The following is a 15,699-nucleotide window of genomic DNA, read 5'->3' on the forward strand; positions in this document are numbered from 1 at the left end:
AATAGCCACCTAACCATTTTTAGAGTCAGAGCCCTATCTATGCCCGATCCGGTTGATGCCATTGAGGCGTCAGACTTACCACTGGACGACCTGGTGGCATGCCATGAGTGCGACTTGCTGATGCGCAAGCCAATGCTCGCCCGCGGCGAAAAAGCCCAATGCCCGCGTTGTGGTTACGAGCTGTACGCTCATCGCCACAATGTCGTCGAACGAAGCCTGGCCTTGGTGCTCGCAGCCCTACTGCTGTACGTCCCTGCGAACTTTCTGCCCATCATGCAGCTCAATCTACTCGGACAGACCTCGCAGGACACTGTATGGAGCGGCGTTGTCGGCCTGTTTGATTCCGGCATGCAAGGCGTTGCCGTAGTGGTGTTCCTGTGCAGCATGGGCATTCCTTTGCTCAAGCTGCTCTGCCAATTAGCCGTGCTGCTCAGCATTCGCTGGAAGATCGGCCGCAGTTATGGGCTGCTGCTGTACCGCATCTACCACCACATGAAGGATTGGGGGATGTTGGAGGTCTACTTGATGGGCGTGCTGGTGGCAATCGTAAAACTTGCCGACATGGCTTCCATTACGGTCGGCCTGGGCCTGGCCTGTTTCATCAGTCTATTAATGGTTCAAGTACTGCTGGAGGTGGTGATGTCGCCCCACCAGGTCTGGCGAGCACTCTCAGGAGAGGATGAACATGCGGGCGATTGATGCAGGCATTCTGGTGTGTACCGAATGCCATGAATTGAACAAGCAGGAAGCGGATGCCGACGAGCAGCTCTGCACCCGTTGCGGTGCGTTGATCCATGCTCGGCGTCCCAACAGCCTTACACGCACTTGGGCATTACTGGTGACCGCGGCGATTCTGTATATCCCCGCCAACCTGTTACCAATCATGACCGTGAACTCCCTCGGCCAAGGCGATCCCAGTACCATCATGGCCGGTGTGATCCAGCTGGTGCAGCACGGGATGTTTCCCATCGCCGCTGTGGTATTCATCGCCAGTATCCTGGTGCCGACGTTCAAGTTGGTAGGCATCGGCCTGCTGCTGTTCTCGGTGCAGCGTCACCAACCGCTGTCCGCGCAACAACGCATTGTGATGTACCGCTTTATCGAATTCATTGGCCGCTGGTCCATGCTGGATATCTTCGTGATCGCCATCCTGGTGGCGGTCGTTAACTTTGGGCGACTTGCCAGTGTCGAGGCCAATCTCGGTGCTGCAGCATTCGCCAGTGTGGTGATCTTGACGATGCTTGCCGCAGTAACTTTCGATCCCCGACTGATTTGGGATAACACGGAGTCGGACGACGACCATGAGTGAATTGCCTAAAGCTAAAACCCGCCCAGCCTCCAATTGGTCGGCCATTTGGGTGTTGCCCCTGATTGCCCTGATCATCGGCGGCTGGCTGGGATGGCGTGCCTATTCCCAGCAAGGCATCGAGATCCAGGTTCGCTTCGAGAGCGGCGAAGGTATCCAGGTCAACAAGACCGAAGTGGTTTACAAAGGCATGACCGTAGGCAAGGTCAAAGCCTTGGCCCTGGATGACGAGGGCAGCAATCGCGGGGTGATTGCTACCATCGAGATGAACAAGGATGTCGAACAATACCTCAAGACCAACACCCGCTTCTGGTTGGTCAAGCCCAGCGTCAGCCTGGCCGGCATTACCGGCCTGGAGACCCTGGTCTCGGGTAACTACATCGCCGCCAGCCCAGGCGATGGCGAGCCAACGCGCAAATTCAAGGCACTCTCCGAAGAACCACCGTTATCCGATGCCAAGCCCGGCTTGCACCTGACCCTCAAGGCCGACCGCCTGGGCTCGCTGAACCGCGGCAGCCCGGTGTTCTACAAGCAGATTCAGGTCGGCCAGGTCAAAAGCTACCTGTTGTCTGAAGACCAGAGTATCGTCGAGATCAAGGTCTATATTGAGCCAACCTACGCCAATTTGGTGCGCAAACACACGCGCTTCTGGAACGCCAGCGGCATCAGCATCGACGCCAATCTCTCCGGGGTGAAGGTGCGCAGCGAATCGCTGTCCAGCATCGTTGCAGGCGGCATCGCCTTTGCCACGCCGGAGAATCGCAAAGACAGCCCGCCCACCGACCCGAGCCTGCCGTTCCGCCTATACGAAGATTTCGATGCCGCCGCAGCGGGTATCAAGGTCAAGGTCAAGCTCACCGACTTCGAAGGCCTGCAGGCCGGCCGGACTCCGGTCATGTACAAGGGCATTCAGGTCGGCAGCCTGAAAACCCTGAAGATCGACCCGGACCTGTCCAGTGCCAGCGCCGAGTTGACTCTTGATCCATTGGCCGAAGATTACTTGGTTCAGGACACGCAATTCTGGGTGGTCAAGCCGTCCATCTCCCTGGCTGGTATCACTGGCCTGGAGGCACTGGTCAAAGGCAACTACATCGCCATCCGTCCGGGTGACAAAGGTACGCCGCCCCAGCGGGAATACGTGGCTCGTGCCAAGGCGCCGCCTTTGGACCTGCGCTCCCCAGGCCTGCACATGGTGTTGCTCACCGACAGCCTGGGCTCGCTGGATGTCGGCAGCCCGATTCTGTACAAGCAGGTCAAGGTCGGTTCGGTACAGAGCTACCAGTTTTCGCGCAAGAAAAAACAATTGGTGATCGGCGTTCATATCGAGAAGGAATATGAAAGCCTGGTCAACGGCTCCACGCGTTTCTGGAATGCCAGCGGCGTTACCCTCACCGGCGGGCTTACCGGCGGCATTCAGGTCAAGAGTGAATCCCTGGCCAGCCTGATGGCCGGCGGTATCGCCTTCGAAACGCCGGAACCGAATGTGCCGCTCAAACGCCGCATCCCGCGCTTCCGTCTGTTTGCTGACCGTGAGGCCGCCAACCAGCACGGGACCCTGGTGACCATCAAGGTCGACCGCGCCGACGGCCTGAGTCCAGGCACGCCGGTACGCTTCAAGGGCCTGGATGTGGGTAAGATCGAGAGCGTCGATCTCAGTGCCGACATGCAATCGGTACTGCTCAAAGCGCGTATCACCCAAGTGGCGGATCGCATCGCTCGTTCTGGCAGCCAGTTCTGGGTGGTCAAGCCTGAACTGGGGCTGATGAAGACGGCCAACCTGGAAACCCTGGTCACCGGCCAATACATCGAGGTGCAACCGGCGACGAAAAATGCCGGCCCGCAGAAGAGTTTTGTCGCCCTGGCCCAGCCACCTGAAGCAGTGCATCAGGAAGCGGGCCTGAGCCTGACACTCAGCGCCGCTCGCCGTGGTTCGTTGAAGGAAGGCGTGCCGGTCACCTACCGCGAAGTCACCGTGGGCAAAGTTACCGGCTATGAGTTGGGCCAAACCGCCGACCGTGTGCTGGTGCACATCCTGATCGAACCCAAATACGCGCCACTGGTACGCAGTGGCAGCCGCTTCTGGAACACCAGCGGTTTCGGGCTCGACTTCGGCCTGTTCAAAGGTGCCACGGTGCGCACCGAGTCCCTGGAGACGTTGGTGGCCGGCGGTATTGCCTTTGCCACACCTGATGGTGAGCGCATGGGCAATCCGGCGCGGCCGCAGCAGACGTTCCCATTGTTCGACAAATTTGAAGATGAGTGGCTGACCTGGGCGCCTAAGATCCCGCTGGGCAAATAGACCGAGGCGCGGCCATCGGGGGCAAGCCCCCTCCCACATTTTGACTGTATTCACAAATCAGAGTGTGGGAGGGGGCTTGCCCCCGATGAGGCCCTGAAAATCACCGCAAACCTCACAAAAAAAGGCCGCGATCCATAAGATCGCGGCCTTTTTGCATTTCAGCGCAACACGTCAGACCTCATCCAGCTCCGGCTCGTCCGCCTGCACATTCACTGTCGCCTTCACCACATCATGGCGACGGATGTACTTCCAGTCCGCCTCATCGATGTAGATGCCGTTCGGCCCGCTGCCGCCTTCCAGATCGATCGCCACCTGGGCGGACACCTGCGGCTTCACACTCGCCAGGATCGGCACAAAGCCCAGTTGCAGGCTGGTTTCCAGCAATGCGGCCTGGTTCTTCTCATCGATGTCTGCCGCTTCGTCGAGGTAGTACGGCAAACGCACACGACCAGCCTGGTCACGGTCCATCAGGTGCAACAACAAGTACATGTTGGTCAGCGCCTTGATGGTCATGGTGGTGCCGTTGGAAGCCGCACCGTCGATGTCGGTATGGATTACCGGCTGGCCGTGTACCTTGGTGATCTCGAACGCCAGTTCGAACAGATCCTTTAGGCCCAGTTGGTTATGGTTGGCAGCCACCAGGCGTGCCAGGTATTCCTTGGCCTCTTCGTTCTTGTTGTCCTGCTCGGCGCTCTGGCTGAGGTCGAACACCGACAGCGTCTCGCCTTCTTCATACTGGCCGGCACTGTGGATGATCTGGTCGATATGCTTGAGGGCTTCCTTGTTCGGCGCCAGCACGATGCGGAAGCTTTGCAGGTTGGAGACCTGGCGCTTGTTGATCTCGCGGTTGAACAGCGCCAGCTGGTGTTCCAGGCTGTCGTAGTCGCTGCGGATGTTGCGCAGGGTCCGGGCAATATCGGTGACCGCCGCACGCCGAGCCTTGCCGAGGGTCAGCGCCTCGTCGGTACGGTGCGCATAGGCGTTGATCAGCAGTTGCAGGCGACGTTCGACGTCATCCTCACTGTCGAACTTGGCCACCCCCTTGAGGCGCACCTGGGCGTACAGCGCTTCGATCTGACCATCGGCGCGCAGCAAGCCCTGCCAGCTGTCCTGATAGTCATTGAGCAGCGGCAGCAGGTTGTCCATGGAGTCGTCGACCGGGTCCATGAACGGTGTGCCGAACGGCAGGTCTGCCGGCAACAGCTGGCGACGACGCAGCGCGTCATCCAGCGTACGTTGCTTGGCTTCCATGTCGCCGATCTGGCGGCCGACCAATTGCAGCTTGGCCGACAGTTGCTGCACGCGCTCGGTAAACGCATCGCTGGAGCGCTTCAACTCGTCCTGGGCGGCTTCCATCTGCGCCAGTTGTTCGAGCTTTTCGCCTTCTTCGGCACTCAGGGTCTGGGTGCGACGGAAGTCTTCCAAGGCCTTCTGGGCGTCCAGCACCTGCTGGTACAGCGCTTCGGTCTGGGTCTTGCTCGCGGCGCGGTCGGAAACCACGACCTGCTGGGTTTTCAGTTGCTTGAGTTCTTTTTCCAGGCGCTCTTTCTGGTCACGCAATGCGGCGCGATCCGCCAGGGCCTGCAAGGCCGGAGGCTCGATGTGCGAGATGTCGATGGACAGCCCCGGCACTTCAAAGCGTTCGCCCTTGAAGCCATCGAGGATCTGTTCCAGGGATTTGACCCACTGGCCGTCCTCGTCCAGCGTGATGCCATGCTCACCCAGCGGCAGGCTGAACAACGAACTGTTGAACAGGCGCATCAGGCGCTCGACATCCTGCTGCGAGAATTCTTCGCGCAGTTTGGCGTAGCTGTTGTTGTCGGCGTGATCGAGCTGCTGCTTGACGGACTTCAAGCGTTTTTCCAGGTCGCGCAGACGCTCGTCCAGATCCTCGGCGCTGAACTGCCGCGACTGCGCCAAGGCGCCCGCCAGTTCATCGTGGGCATCCTTAGCGGCCAGCAATTGCTGCTCCAGCACCTTGACGTCATTCACCAGCGCGAAGCGATGCTTGAGCACCGACAATTCGCCCAACCAGCGCTGGATGCCGCTGATTTCCCGCTCCAGACGCATCAGTTCCTGGGTGCCACCGCGTTGGTCGTTCTGCAGCGCATCCTGTTCGTTGCGGTAGTGCTCGGCCTGAATGGTCAGCTCTTCCTTGCGCGCACTGGCGTAGTCCGACCAGGTGCCCAGCAATGAATCCAGCAACGGTGACAGGCGATGCAGTTTGCCGCGCAAGGCGTCGCGCTGTTTCACGCCATTGGCCAGCGCCTCGACCAACGGCCCGGCCGCCACCAGCGAGTTGTAGTCCTGCTCCATGCGTCGCACATCGCGGAAAGCTTCTTCGCACGCGGCGATGTAGTCGACACTGCCGGAGCGCAGGCTGTGTTCGAACGCATCGAGGAACAGCTGCTTGAGCTTGGCCGCCGTAATTTCGCGCATGTGCAACAGGTTGATGAACAGCGCGCGGAAGGTCTTCAGGCTCTGTTCGCTGGTGGAACGCAGCGGGATCAGGGTCAGGTCCAGCGGGATCGATGTATGGCCGCCCACCAGCAAGCGCCGCAGTTCATCAGGCTTGAGTTCGTAGGCTTTGAGACCCTCGCGCTCAAGGTTGGTGAACAGTTCTTTCTGGCGCAGGCAGGTGTCGTTTTTCTGGTAGTGGGCCAGGTCGAGCTTGCCGGCATAGGCAAAGAACTGGTGACCGAAACCTCCGCCTGGCCCACGCCCGACCACGCCGATGACGTGCGGGCCGTGGGGCAGGGAGACCTCCACCAGGATGTAACTGGTGTCGGTGGCAAAGTAGAAGCGCCGCGATTGTTCCAGGGTGTACTTGCCGAAACTCATGTCCGACATGCGCGCCAGGATCGGGAACTGCAAGGCGTTGATGGATGCGGATTTACCCAGGTTGTTCGCGCCATACACCGACAGCGGTTCTTCCAGCGGGAACAAGCCCAGGCTGTAACCGGCGGTGTTCAATAGGGCGAAGCGGCGGATGCCGTAGCGTTCCTTACTCATGCGTCGGTCTCCTGTTCTTCGGCAATGGCACGGGCCAGGGCGTCTTCTTCACTTTCCTCATTGAAGGCGCTCAGGTCCAGCGGGTCATCGGTCTCCAGCAGTTTTTCATCGCTGTCTTCGTCGATGATCACCGGCGCCGGCAGCGGCAGTACGCTGTGAACGCTGGCGGCAAGGTCGCGGTCCTGCTGCACGGAGAGGCACACGTCGAGGAAGCGGTGCATCGGCGGCAGGAAGCGGTAGATGCCATTGTCTTCGCTGGCAAAACCCAGTTGGGTCATGCGGCGCATGATTCTTTCTTCGAGTTCTTCCTGGGTCTGCACTTCGGCCTGGATAAACAGGTCGCGGTATTTCTCCAGCAGCGAAGGCAATTCATCGCGGCCCAGGCTGCCGCCGTCGAGCACGGCAATCGGGTCGCGACCCTGGTCGGCCAGATGCTCGACGAGGATGAAGGTAAACAAGGCCAGGCGCTGGGCCGTCTTGTTGACCTGCGCGCTGGCAATGGCGGAATCCGGCACGAAGTAATAGAAACCGCGGGTATCGCACACCAGCTCGAAGCCCAGGGCCTTGAACAGCGTGCGGTACTGGTCCTGGAAGTTCGACAGTTGCGCGTACAGCTCCGGATCACGGCGGCTGACGTGGTAACCCTTGAACAGCTCGCGAAAGATCGGCGCCAGCTGGGACAGTTCGGATAGATCAAGATGCATAAGGCGTGCTCGCAGAATTCTCGGTGGCGTCGCTGCCGGCCGGGAGCAGGGCGAAGGAGCGCAGGCTGACCTGGTGCTCGTGGGTGTGGTAATCGCGGCGTTCCAGGCGTTCGCGCTTGAAGCGTTTCTCCCGGGACAGGCGCGAAAACCAGTACAGCAATTCGTCTGTAGCGCCGTCCGGTTCCTGCTCCAGCAGCCAGGTCATCAGGTCCGGCATCGGCAGTGCGTCTTCGCAGCGCTCGAGCATTTCCTTGACCGTACGCGGCGCGCGCTGGGCTTCGCCCTTGTGGGATTTGTGCGCCTTGGGGAAACGCGCCGGTTTCGGCTCGAAATTCGCCAGGGCATACACATAAGCTTCGACCTGGCTGGCACTGCCCAGGAAGGTGCTTTGTGGCCGGGTAAACATCGGCATTGCAGCCTGTGGCACTGCGTCCAGGCCCTTGCGGCGGATCGCCGACAGGGCCAGCGCCGCGCCACGGGTCACGGCGTTGTGTCGGCGCGCTTCTTCGCGCAGCGGCAACAGCAGCTCGCGCGCATGGCGCAAGGTCAGCTGGGCGCTGGTCTGCATTTCGAGGATGCGCGCGTGGGTACGCAGCAGCATGTCGTCGTCCACCAAGTGGCCAAGACGCTGTTGCTCGGTAAGCATGCGCAGCAGCACGTTCTCGACCTTGCGCACACCTTGCTCGAAGGCACCGTCGGCGTTCACCAGCTGGATCATCGGCTCGACGTATTCGTCCCAGGTCGCCAAGACTTCTGCGTAACGCTGGCGCAACGGGATCTGGCGGTCGCTGGTCTTGGCGCGGTCGGCCACGGCGGCGAGGGCCTGTTCGTCGTTGGCGAGCTTTTTAAGCACATCGCGCACGCGCATGTCCAGCAGGCGCAGTTGCCGCGCCAGGTCATGGCCGTCGCGGATGTCGAAGGCGTCCTGGATATAACCGGCCAGGCGCTCGAGGTGGCGCAGGTAGGCTTCGATTTCCAGGCACAGGCCAAGCCGGTGCTCCTTGCGCAGGTAGGCGAGGAAGTCATGGATCTGCGCGTTGAGCTCGAAACGGTTCGGGCTCTTGGCCACAGGCACCAGGATATCCAGGCGAATCCACACGTCCAGCAGGCTGGTGATGTCCTGGGGCGTGCTGTCCAGTTGTTGGGCGGCCAATTGTGCGCGCAGCTCGGCAAGGCTCAGTGTGCCTTGGTCGAAGTGTTCGCACAGAGGCTCGAGTAAGGCCCAGTGTTCGGCGAGGGCGCGCAGGACGCGCTTGGGTTCGATCATGGGAATGGCCGGCTGGTTGGCGATTAAAAGTCGCGATTGTACTGCATCAGGCGCGGGATTTATCCACAGCCGGTCAGTGCACAGTGGGCGATTGTTACCCAACAGCGGTAGAATCCCCGCTCTTTACTTATCCACAAGTGGCCGAGCTGTGCTTATCGAGTCCCGACGTCGCGCTTACTTGACCGCCATGCAGGTGGTCAACTGGCTGCCCCGCACCGAACTGCCGTTTGCCGCGCCGTCGCGGCCCGAGTTGTTGCAAGCGCTTGAACCCTATGAGGCGTTCGAGACTTCGGGAGAGGAAGCGGCCGCGCCCGTGGCAGTGGTCAAACCCGCCCCCGAGATGCGCCCTGCAGTCGAACGGGCCAAGATCGAAGTGCCACGCCCTTCGCCAGTGACCAAGGCGGTCAAGGTCGCCGAAGAGGCAGCGCCGGTAGTCAAGGCGCCGGTAGTGCCGCCGCCACGCTTTGCCTTGCAATTGCTGCGGGCCGGGCGTTGCCTCTTGCTGGTGGAACTGCCCACCGGCGAGCGTTTCCAGTCACGCGACCCGGCCTACCTGCTGCTCAAGGACATGCTGCGCGCCGCCGGCCTGCCCGACAGCCCCCAGATCATCGGCGAGCCTGTACGCTGGCCGCTGCTGGTGCGCGGCACTATGGACCAGGGCCCCGAAGCTGCACGGGATTTCGTCCAGGGTTTTGTCTCGGCGCGCCTGGAAGACGAACCCTGCGTGTGCCTATGGTTGATCGGCCTGCCCGCCGTGCGGTTTGCCGGCGAAGCCAATGCCGAGGCCTGGTACCGCGAGTTGCAGGTCGACAGCCTGGGCTCGGTGTGGGCCCTGCCGGGCCTGGAATTATTAATGGAAGAGCCACAGCGTAAGGCTGATGTCTGGCAAGCCATGCGCCGGCTGATGGCGCGCTGGAAAACAACTGATGAGTGAGGCTTTATCCTTCCGCCCGATGACCGAGGCCGACCTCGACGCCGTGCTGAAAATCGAATATGCGGCGTTCAGCCATCCCTGGACCCGTGGCATCTTTCTCGACGGGCTGGGCAAGTATCAAATCTGGCTGATGTTCGAAGGTGAGCAGCAGGTGGGCCATGGGGTGGTGCAGATCATTCTCGATGAAGCGCACTTGCTGAACATCACCGTTAAACCGGAAAACCAGGGGCGCGGATTGGGTTTGGCGCTGCTGGAACACCTGATGTCCCGTGCCTATGCGGCCAATGCCCGGGAGTGCTTCCTGGAAGTGCGCGACAGCAATACCGGCGCGTTTCGGTTGTACGAGCGCTATGGCTTCAACGAGATCGGTCGCCGCCGGGATTATTACCCGGCTGTCGGTGGCCGCGAGGATGCTGTCGTCATGGCCTGCACCCTGGTCGACTGAACACCGGAACCAATCTGGGAGGGGGCTTGCTCCCGATAGCGATGGGTCAGTGACTTATTAAGTGCCTGACACACCGCCGTCGGGAGCAAGCCCCCTCCCACATTTTGTGCGGCGTTGTGTCAGCGTTTGCCGTTGAGCGGGTCCAGATCGGCCAGTTCGGCCTCATCCAGGCCATCTCCGCCGCCAATATCCTCTTCACCAACAACGCTCAGATCATAGTCCGCCGGGCTGTCTTCTCCTTCCTCCCGAGCATCTCTGGCACCATCCTCATGAATCAGCGTTTCCGGGCTCATATCATCATCGGTCGATTCATGGTCATCGGTCGAAGCCCCGGTCATCCCGGCCTCTCGTGCCCGTTCGTCGGGCATCAGGTGCTCGCGCTCGCCATGCGGGATTTCATCGCCGATTTCCGCTGTCTGGTCTTCCTGGTCAAAATCCAGCTCGCGCATTTCACCCATGCGGTCTTCGTTATCATCAATAGGTTCCGGCTGGGTTGCGCCGTAGGGACGTCGTGATTCAGTCATGGCCAATCCTCATACTGTGGGGCTTATAGTGTGTGGACAGGCGTGGCTCCCTAAAGATTCAAGCTAATTAACACTCGGCGTGACCTGGACGAGGGGTTGTCAGTCACAAAACTGCGCATCATTCCTGAGGCTTTCCCTGATGAACGAACTACAAGACCTGCTTGATAACAACGAACGCTGGGCGGATGCGATCAAACAGGAAGATCCCGAATTCTTCGCCAAGCTCGCCCGCCAGCAGACCCCGGAGTACTTGTGGATCGGCTGTTCCGATGCCCGTGTACCGGCCAACGAGATCGTCGGCATGTTGCCCGGTGATCTGTTCGTGCACCGCAACGTCGCCAACGTGGTGCTGCACACCGACCTCAATTGCCTGTCGGTGATCCAGTACGCAGTCGACGTGCTCAAGGTCAAGCACATCCTCGTCACCGGCCACTATGGCTGTGGCGGCGTGCGTGCATCGATGCAGGACCGCCAGTTCGGCCTGATCGACGGCTGGCTGCGCACTATTCGTGATCTCTACTACGAGAACCGCGACCTGTTGGCTCAACTGCCAACTGAAGAAGAACGCGTTGATCGCATGTGCGAACTCAATGTGATCCAGCAGGTGGCCAATGTCGGCCACACCAGCATTGTGCAAAATGCCTGGCACCGTGGGCAGAGCCTGTCGATCCATGGCTGCATCTATGGCATCAAGGATGGCCGCTGGAAGAGCTTGAACACCACCATCAGTGGTTTCGAGCAGCTCCCGCCGCAGTACCGCCTACGTCCGCTGGGCGAAGCCTAAGACCGCTTGTGTTCGCGCCACCAGGTCATGAAAGCCTGGCCTTCGGCGTTCAGCGGTTCCTTGCTGCCGGTGATCCAACCCCGGCAGTTCAGCTCGCCGCAATGGCAAGCGAACTGCCGGGCCAGTGCGTCTTCGGTCATGGCGTAATCAAGGGTCAGCAGGCTACCGGCGAGGATGGGTTGCACCGTCCATAGCTCCAGGTACGTGGTGTCCAGGAACACGTTCGGGTTGCAGGAGTGCTGCAACAGGCCGCAGAACCAACAATCGTACAAATGGATACGCGGCGATAGCTGCAGCGTATGCGGGCGTCGGTCGCTGACGGCGTAGCCAGAAACCTGGGCAATGCGCACGCGGCTGTCAAAGGCAATGCGCGCCATGACACCGCCCGTCATCCCGTGGGTGCCTCGCTTGATCTGGAAGTGCTCGGTCGAGGGGTAACCTTGCTCCACGAGCAGCGTCTTGAAGGGATACAGGCAGCTACTCACCGCGGTTTTAGCCTTATCCATGGCTTGAGTTTTCATTACTCTCCTGAACGGGGCTGCATGGACCTGCGGGTATTAGGTGACTGCCAGTCTTGCAGCAAATGGGCGCGGCCCAAGATTCGCCGAAGTTGGGCCCGATATCTACTGTCAATCTTGACAGTAGAGACGGTTTGTTCGCGTTAAAGCACAGGCGCCATGATGGTGGGCACTGGGGCGACATTTTTCAGCTGTTTCAACTGCGCCTTGATAGACGGTGTAGCGCACTTGGCATTGGCCTGCTCCGGCGTCAGGTGGCGCACCGAGGTGTAGAACAACTCACAGGTCTGCTCCTTGCGTGTGACTTGCCAGGTGTTCATGCACGCCTTGAGTAACACATTCGCATCGCTGGCGGGTTTCTGGCCCATGCCGGCTTGCCAGCAGGCCGCGCTCAAATCCTGGCCCATTACTTTCAACCCGGCGTCGTCAGCCTTTTGTTCATCGCCGTCATAGCTTGCCGGGTCCGCCGCATACCAGATGTAGCTGGGGTGGTTGGCGCCCAGCACGGATACGTTTTTGCCGGCTGCCGGGCTGATTTGTGCCAGTTCCAGCACGCCCACATTCTGGCCGTATTGTTGCTTGATCCAGCTGCGCACCGGCGCGCCGAATGCCACCATCGGCAGTGACCCATTGGCGCGCAGGCTCAGTTCCCTGACCATGCGGGTCTGGTACTCGGTGAAGTAGCTGTAGACTTTTTCCAGGTCTTTACCTGCATTGGACGGCGCGGCGATGGGGGCGATATCGATGATGGTCTGGTAGGCCGGCGTTTCGCTGGCCGGGATACCGTTGTCGGTGAGCAGCGCCGCCCAGCGGTCAGTGGTGGCCGACTCCAGATAGTCCTGGGCCTGGGTGAGTGAGTAATCCGGTGGGAAGTGCAGCAGTTCGATGCTCTTGCGGTTCTCCAGGGCCATGCCCAGCGGCAGGAACAGATCCCAGTTATAAGCCCACTTGCCGTCGCTATTGAGTCGGCTGGCGCCTTGATAAGCCAGGTCCGCAGTGTTGAGCAAGGTGGTCAAGGATTGACCGTAGGTATCCGGTACGCCGCTGAAGGTCGCCGCGATCTGGCCGTCGTGGGTTTTCACGCTGACCTTGGCCCGGCTGTAACCGTCACGCTGCAGGCTTTGGTTCAAATAGTGCTCGGCGGTCTGTTCCAGCGTCCACGGCCGAAAGCAGATCACATTGCAATTATTAGGGAACGCAAACAGCTGGGTGACACGTTGCGTACTGCCCAGTGGCACCTCGATGTCGGCCTGTACGACCGCACTCGCCAGCAGTGCGGCCAGGGTGAAGGACAGCCTGGTCGGTTTAAACATAGTTGGTTCCTTGTCAGCGAAGCCCGTCTGCGCGGGATAAAAGCCCACCTGCACACAGTAGCGGCTGATCAGGAAGTTCGCGTGTTAAATCGCCAGGCATGTCGTTATTGGATAAGCCCCTACAGGTTGAACTGCAAGGCGTTGGTCAAATCGCCCATGGGCTTCTGGCCGCGGGCAATCATCGCGTCATCGCGCTGCTTGAGGCCTTCCAGGGTTTCCAGTTGGAACACCCGGGTGACCAAGCGCAAGATGGATGCTGTGTCATAGACCGTATGGTCCACCGTGCCTTTGCGCGCAAACGGCGACACCACCAGGGCCGGCACCCGCGTGCCCGGACCCCAGCGGTCACCCTTGGGCGGCGCCACATGGTCCCACCAGCCACCGTTTTCATCGACGGTGACCACCACTACCATGTTTTTCCACTGCGGGCTTTCTTGCAGCACCTTCAAGGCGCGGGCGATATGGCGGTCACCCGAGGCGATATCGGCATAACCGGCGTGCATGTTCAGGTTGCCCTGGGGCTTATAGAAACTCACGGCAGGCAGCTTGCCGGCCTGTGCATCGGCGAAGAACTTGTTGGTCGTCGACTCATCGCCCAAGCCAGCGTCGCGCAGGCGCTTTTCACGTTCAGCGCGGTTTTGCGGGCCTTGCTGCTTGAAGTAGTTGAACGGTTGGTGGTGGTACTGAAAGTTCGGAATCTTGGGGATGCCACCGGAATCCTTGAACTGCTCCAAAGTGGCTTGCCACGCCCCGGCGTACCAGGCCCAGTCGACGTTCTTTTTCGACAGCTTGTCGCCAATGTGCTCGTGGGTTTGCGGCACCAGTACGTTGGGCAGGTCTGGTTTGGAATAATCCGGATTTTCCGGGTCGCGAATCCAAGTGGGCCAATACGGTGGGGCCAGGGTGTTCACCCCGTAGCCATCCGGTGTCAGCGCACTGGGGCCGAATTGCGGCGGGCCGGTCATCGCGCTGGCCGGGGACTTGTCCAAAGGTTTGAGGCGCGTGTCGGTGGGGTCATCGCTTTGCAATGTGGCGATCTGCGCCTTGGCCACCGACTGCGCGGCATCAGGATAGAACGGCGCCGTGGCGCTGATCAGGTATTGGTGATTGAGGAACGAGCCACCAAATGCGCCCTGGAAAAAGTTATCGCAGAGTACAAACTCCTTGGCCACGTCCCACAGGCGCAGGGAATAACGGCTCTGGGCATAATGGCCCATGACCAGGCCACCGGAATCGCCCCAGGCGACAAAACCGTCGTTTTTGCCGTCGTTGATCTGCATCTGGTTCTGATAGAACACATGCCACAAGTCGCGGGTCACCAGGCTCAATGGCAGGTCTTCGGCGTTAGGACCCTTGAGAGCGTACGGCGCGTTGGGCAGGTTTTGCTGGAATTGCACTTCGCTGGGATAGGTCACCCCATCCACGGTTTGCGGGCCGACTTGCAACACACCGCCCCACGTGGGGGGCAGGGTGGTCAGTACACTGCCATCGCGGTCGCGCTGCTGGAAGTCCGTGGCGGATAACGCTGAAAGCGGTTTCTCCAATCCTGGGAAATCGGCAAACAGGTTGTTGAAGCTACGATTCTCGGCATAGATCACCACCACGGTCTTCACCTGGTCGTGCAACGCCTTGTCCAGCTCTTGAGACGTAAGCGGTCGCGGTACCGGCGTACTGGGTGCGTCGCTGGTATTGCCGCAGGCACTCAAGGTCGCACCGACCCCCAACACCGCCGCACCGCCGAGGAAGCGTCGGCGGCTGGTGTCTACCGGTGCTTGGGTGGTGGAGTCGGGGGAGGGGCGGTCTTCGTGCTCGTCACTCATTGCGGGGGAGTCCTTGGCGAGATGTTGCAAGATATTTCGCAGGACGGTAGCAATGGAATGTGACGGAACGACGACACACAAGTGATGGCTGGGGCATGTCTACACAGAGTAAGCGCTGCTAGACTGAGCTTCTAATGCACATCACCGAGGTGAGTCGTGAAACCTTCAACTGCACTTGATCTAAAACGAGCAGCTGTCAGAGAGGTGATTGGACGGTTCCAAATATCAAACCCAAGAATATTTGGGTCTGTATTAGCGGGTACCGACCAAGAAGGCAGTGATCTTGATTTGCTCGTTGATGCGCCGCCGGGAACAACTCTTTTTGATCTTGGCGGGTTTCAGGTCGAGCTTGAGGACTTGTTAGGCGTCAATGTCGACCTGTTGACGCCTGGCGACTTGCCTTTGAAGTTTCGCGCTAAGGTGTTGGCTGAGGCCCGTCCTGTATGACAGAAAATCGCTTAGGGGATTATCTCGAGCACATAAGGCAAGCGGCCACTGACGCTATGACGTTTGTCGAGGGGTTGAGTAAGGACGATTTTTTGGAGGACAGGCGAACACAACAAGCCGTGATCATAATTGGTGAGGCGTCGACTAAAATCATGGACCAGTATCCGGACTTCGCTGCGGGCCATTCACACATTCCTTGGCGCAATATGCGGGCGATGCGCAACCGTATAGCTCACGGTTACTTCGATATCAACCTTGATGTTGTCTGGGACACGATACAGAGCGCATTGCCTGATCTATTAGCGCGTCTTCCTACAAAACCATGA

The 15,699-nt window shown here is 59.9% G+C and carries 15 protein-coding genes; 8 read left to right on the plus strand and 7 right to left on the minus strand.

Going from position 1 to position 15,699, the window contains the following annotated elements:
• Positions 1 to 39: 39 nt before the first annotated feature.
• Genes BLU48_RS00475 through BLU48_RS00485 form a run of 3 tightly spaced genes read left to right on the plus strand, consistent with a single transcriptional unit; the run spans position 40 to position 3,605 of the window.
• On the plus strand, positions 40 to 699 hold the full coding sequence (locus BLU48_RS00475; RefSeq protein WP_046070767.1) for a paraquat-inducible protein A: 660 nt from the start codon (positions 40 to 42) through the stop codon (positions 697 to 699).
• Positions 686 to 1,309 (plus strand): paraquat-inducible protein A, encoded by a 624-nt coding sequence (locus BLU48_RS00480; RefSeq protein WP_043051825.1) that lies wholly within the window; start codon positions 686 to 688, stop codon positions 1,307 to 1,309. Before BLU48_RS00475 ends, BLU48_RS00480 begins: the two co-directional genes overlap by 14 nt.
• Positions 1,302 to 3,605, plus strand: coding sequence for a PqiB family protein (locus BLU48_RS00485; protein WP_057024813.1), 2,304 nt, complete (start codon positions 1,302 to 1,304; stop codon positions 3,603 to 3,605). The genes BLU48_RS00480 and BLU48_RS00485 overlap by 8 nt, the downstream gene beginning before the upstream one ends.
• 171 nt (positions 3,606 to 3,776) lie before the next feature.
• On the opposite strand, the gene mksF is transcribed toward BLU48_RS00485, so the two are convergent.
• The 3 genes from mksF to mksB are packed head-to-tail and all read right to left on the minus strand — an operon-like array spanning position 3,777 to position 8,588.
• Positions 3,777 to 6,617, minus strand: coding sequence for an Mks condensin complex protein MksF (gene mksF / locus BLU48_RS00490; RefSeq protein WP_057024814.1), 2,841 nt, complete (start codon positions 6,615 to 6,617; stop codon positions 3,777 to 3,779).
• Positions 6,614 to 7,321 carry an Mks condensin complex protein MksE gene (gene mksE, locus BLU48_RS00495; RefSeq protein WP_057024815.1) on the minus strand — a complete coding sequence of 236 codons (708 nt, stop codon included), beginning with the start codon at positions 7,319 to 7,321 and terminating at the stop codon, positions 6,614 to 6,616. Before mksE ends, mksF begins: the two co-directional genes overlap by 4 nt.
• A complete protein-coding gene (mksB, locus tag BLU48_RS00500) occupies positions 7,311 to 8,588 on the minus strand; it encodes an Mks condensin complex protein MksB (protein ID WP_057024816.1) in 1,278 nt (425 codons plus the stop codon). The genes mksE and mksB overlap by 11 nt, the downstream gene beginning before the upstream one ends.
• A 187-nt stretch (positions 8,589 to 8,775) precedes the next feature.
• On the opposite strand from mksB, the gene BLU48_RS00505 reads away from it, so the two are divergent.
• The gene (locus BLU48_RS00505; RefSeq protein ID WP_057024817.1) at positions 8,776 to 9,522 is read left to right on the plus strand and encodes a hypothetical protein; all 747 of its coding nucleotides are present in this window, start codon (positions 8,776 to 8,778) and stop codon (positions 9,520 to 9,522) included.
• Complete coding sequence (gene rimI / locus BLU48_RS00510) at positions 9,515 to 9,967, plus strand: ribosomal protein S18-alanine N-acetyltransferase (RefSeq protein WP_003188286.1); 453 nt, start codon at positions 9,515 to 9,517, stop codon at positions 9,965 to 9,967. The genes BLU48_RS00505 and rimI overlap by 8 nt, the downstream gene beginning before the upstream one ends.
• Positions 9,968 to 10,086: 119 nt before the next feature.
• Here rimI and BLU48_RS00515 read toward each other — a convergent pair whose 3' ends face one another.
• On the minus strand, positions 10,087 to 10,491 hold the full coding sequence (locus BLU48_RS00515; RefSeq protein WP_057024818.1) for a hypothetical protein: 405 nt from the start codon (positions 10,489 to 10,491) through the stop codon (positions 10,087 to 10,089).
• 139 nt (positions 10,492 to 10,630) lie between these two features.
• Here BLU48_RS00515 and can point away from each other — a divergent pair, with 139 nt between their 5' ends.
• A complete protein-coding gene (gene can, locus BLU48_RS00520) occupies positions 10,631 to 11,275 on the plus strand; it encodes a carbonate dehydratase (RefSeq protein ID WP_046070813.1) in 645 nt (214 codons plus the stop codon).
• On the opposite strand, the gene BLU48_RS00525 is transcribed toward can, so the two are convergent.
• From BLU48_RS00525 to acpA, 3 genes are all read right to left on the minus strand, one after another.
• Positions 11,272 to 11,796 (minus strand): hypothetical protein, encoded by a 525-nt coding sequence (locus BLU48_RS00525; protein WP_057024819.1) that lies wholly within the window; start codon positions 11,794 to 11,796, stop codon positions 11,272 to 11,274. The two genes, can and BLU48_RS00525, sit on opposite strands and share 4 nt — an antisense overlap.
• 140 nt (positions 11,797 to 11,936) lie before the next feature.
• Positions 11,937 to 13,106 (minus strand): hypothetical protein, encoded by a 1,170-nt coding sequence (locus tag BLU48_RS00530; protein WP_057024820.1) that lies wholly within the window; start codon positions 13,104 to 13,106, stop codon positions 11,937 to 11,939.
• 119 nt (positions 13,107 to 13,225) lie between these two features.
• Positions 13,226 to 14,926, minus strand: a complete 1,701-nt coding sequence (acpA, locus tag BLU48_RS00535) for an acid phosphatase (RefSeq protein WP_057024821.1) — start codon at positions 14,924 to 14,926, stop codon at positions 13,226 to 13,228.
• A 156-nt stretch (positions 14,927 to 15,082) separates the two neighbouring features.
• On the opposite strand from acpA, the gene BLU48_RS00540 reads away from it, so the two are divergent.
• Both BLU48_RS00540 and BLU48_RS00545 read left to right on the plus strand, forming a co-directional pair.
• Positions 15,083 to 15,373, plus strand: coding sequence for a nucleotidyltransferase family protein (locus tag BLU48_RS00540; RefSeq protein WP_057024822.1), 291 nt, complete (start codon positions 15,083 to 15,085; stop codon positions 15,371 to 15,373).
• A complete protein-coding gene (locus BLU48_RS00545) occupies positions 15,370 to 15,699 on the plus strand; it encodes a HepT-like ribonuclease domain-containing protein (protein WP_057024823.1) in 330 nt (109 codons plus the stop codon). Before BLU48_RS00540 ends, BLU48_RS00545 begins: the two co-directional genes overlap by 4 nt.

Source organism: Pseudomonas synxantha, from assembly GCF_900105675.1.
Classification (GTDB): domain Bacteria; phylum Pseudomonadota; class Gammaproteobacteria; order Pseudomonadales; family Pseudomonadaceae; genus Aquipseudomonas; species Aquipseudomonas synxantha.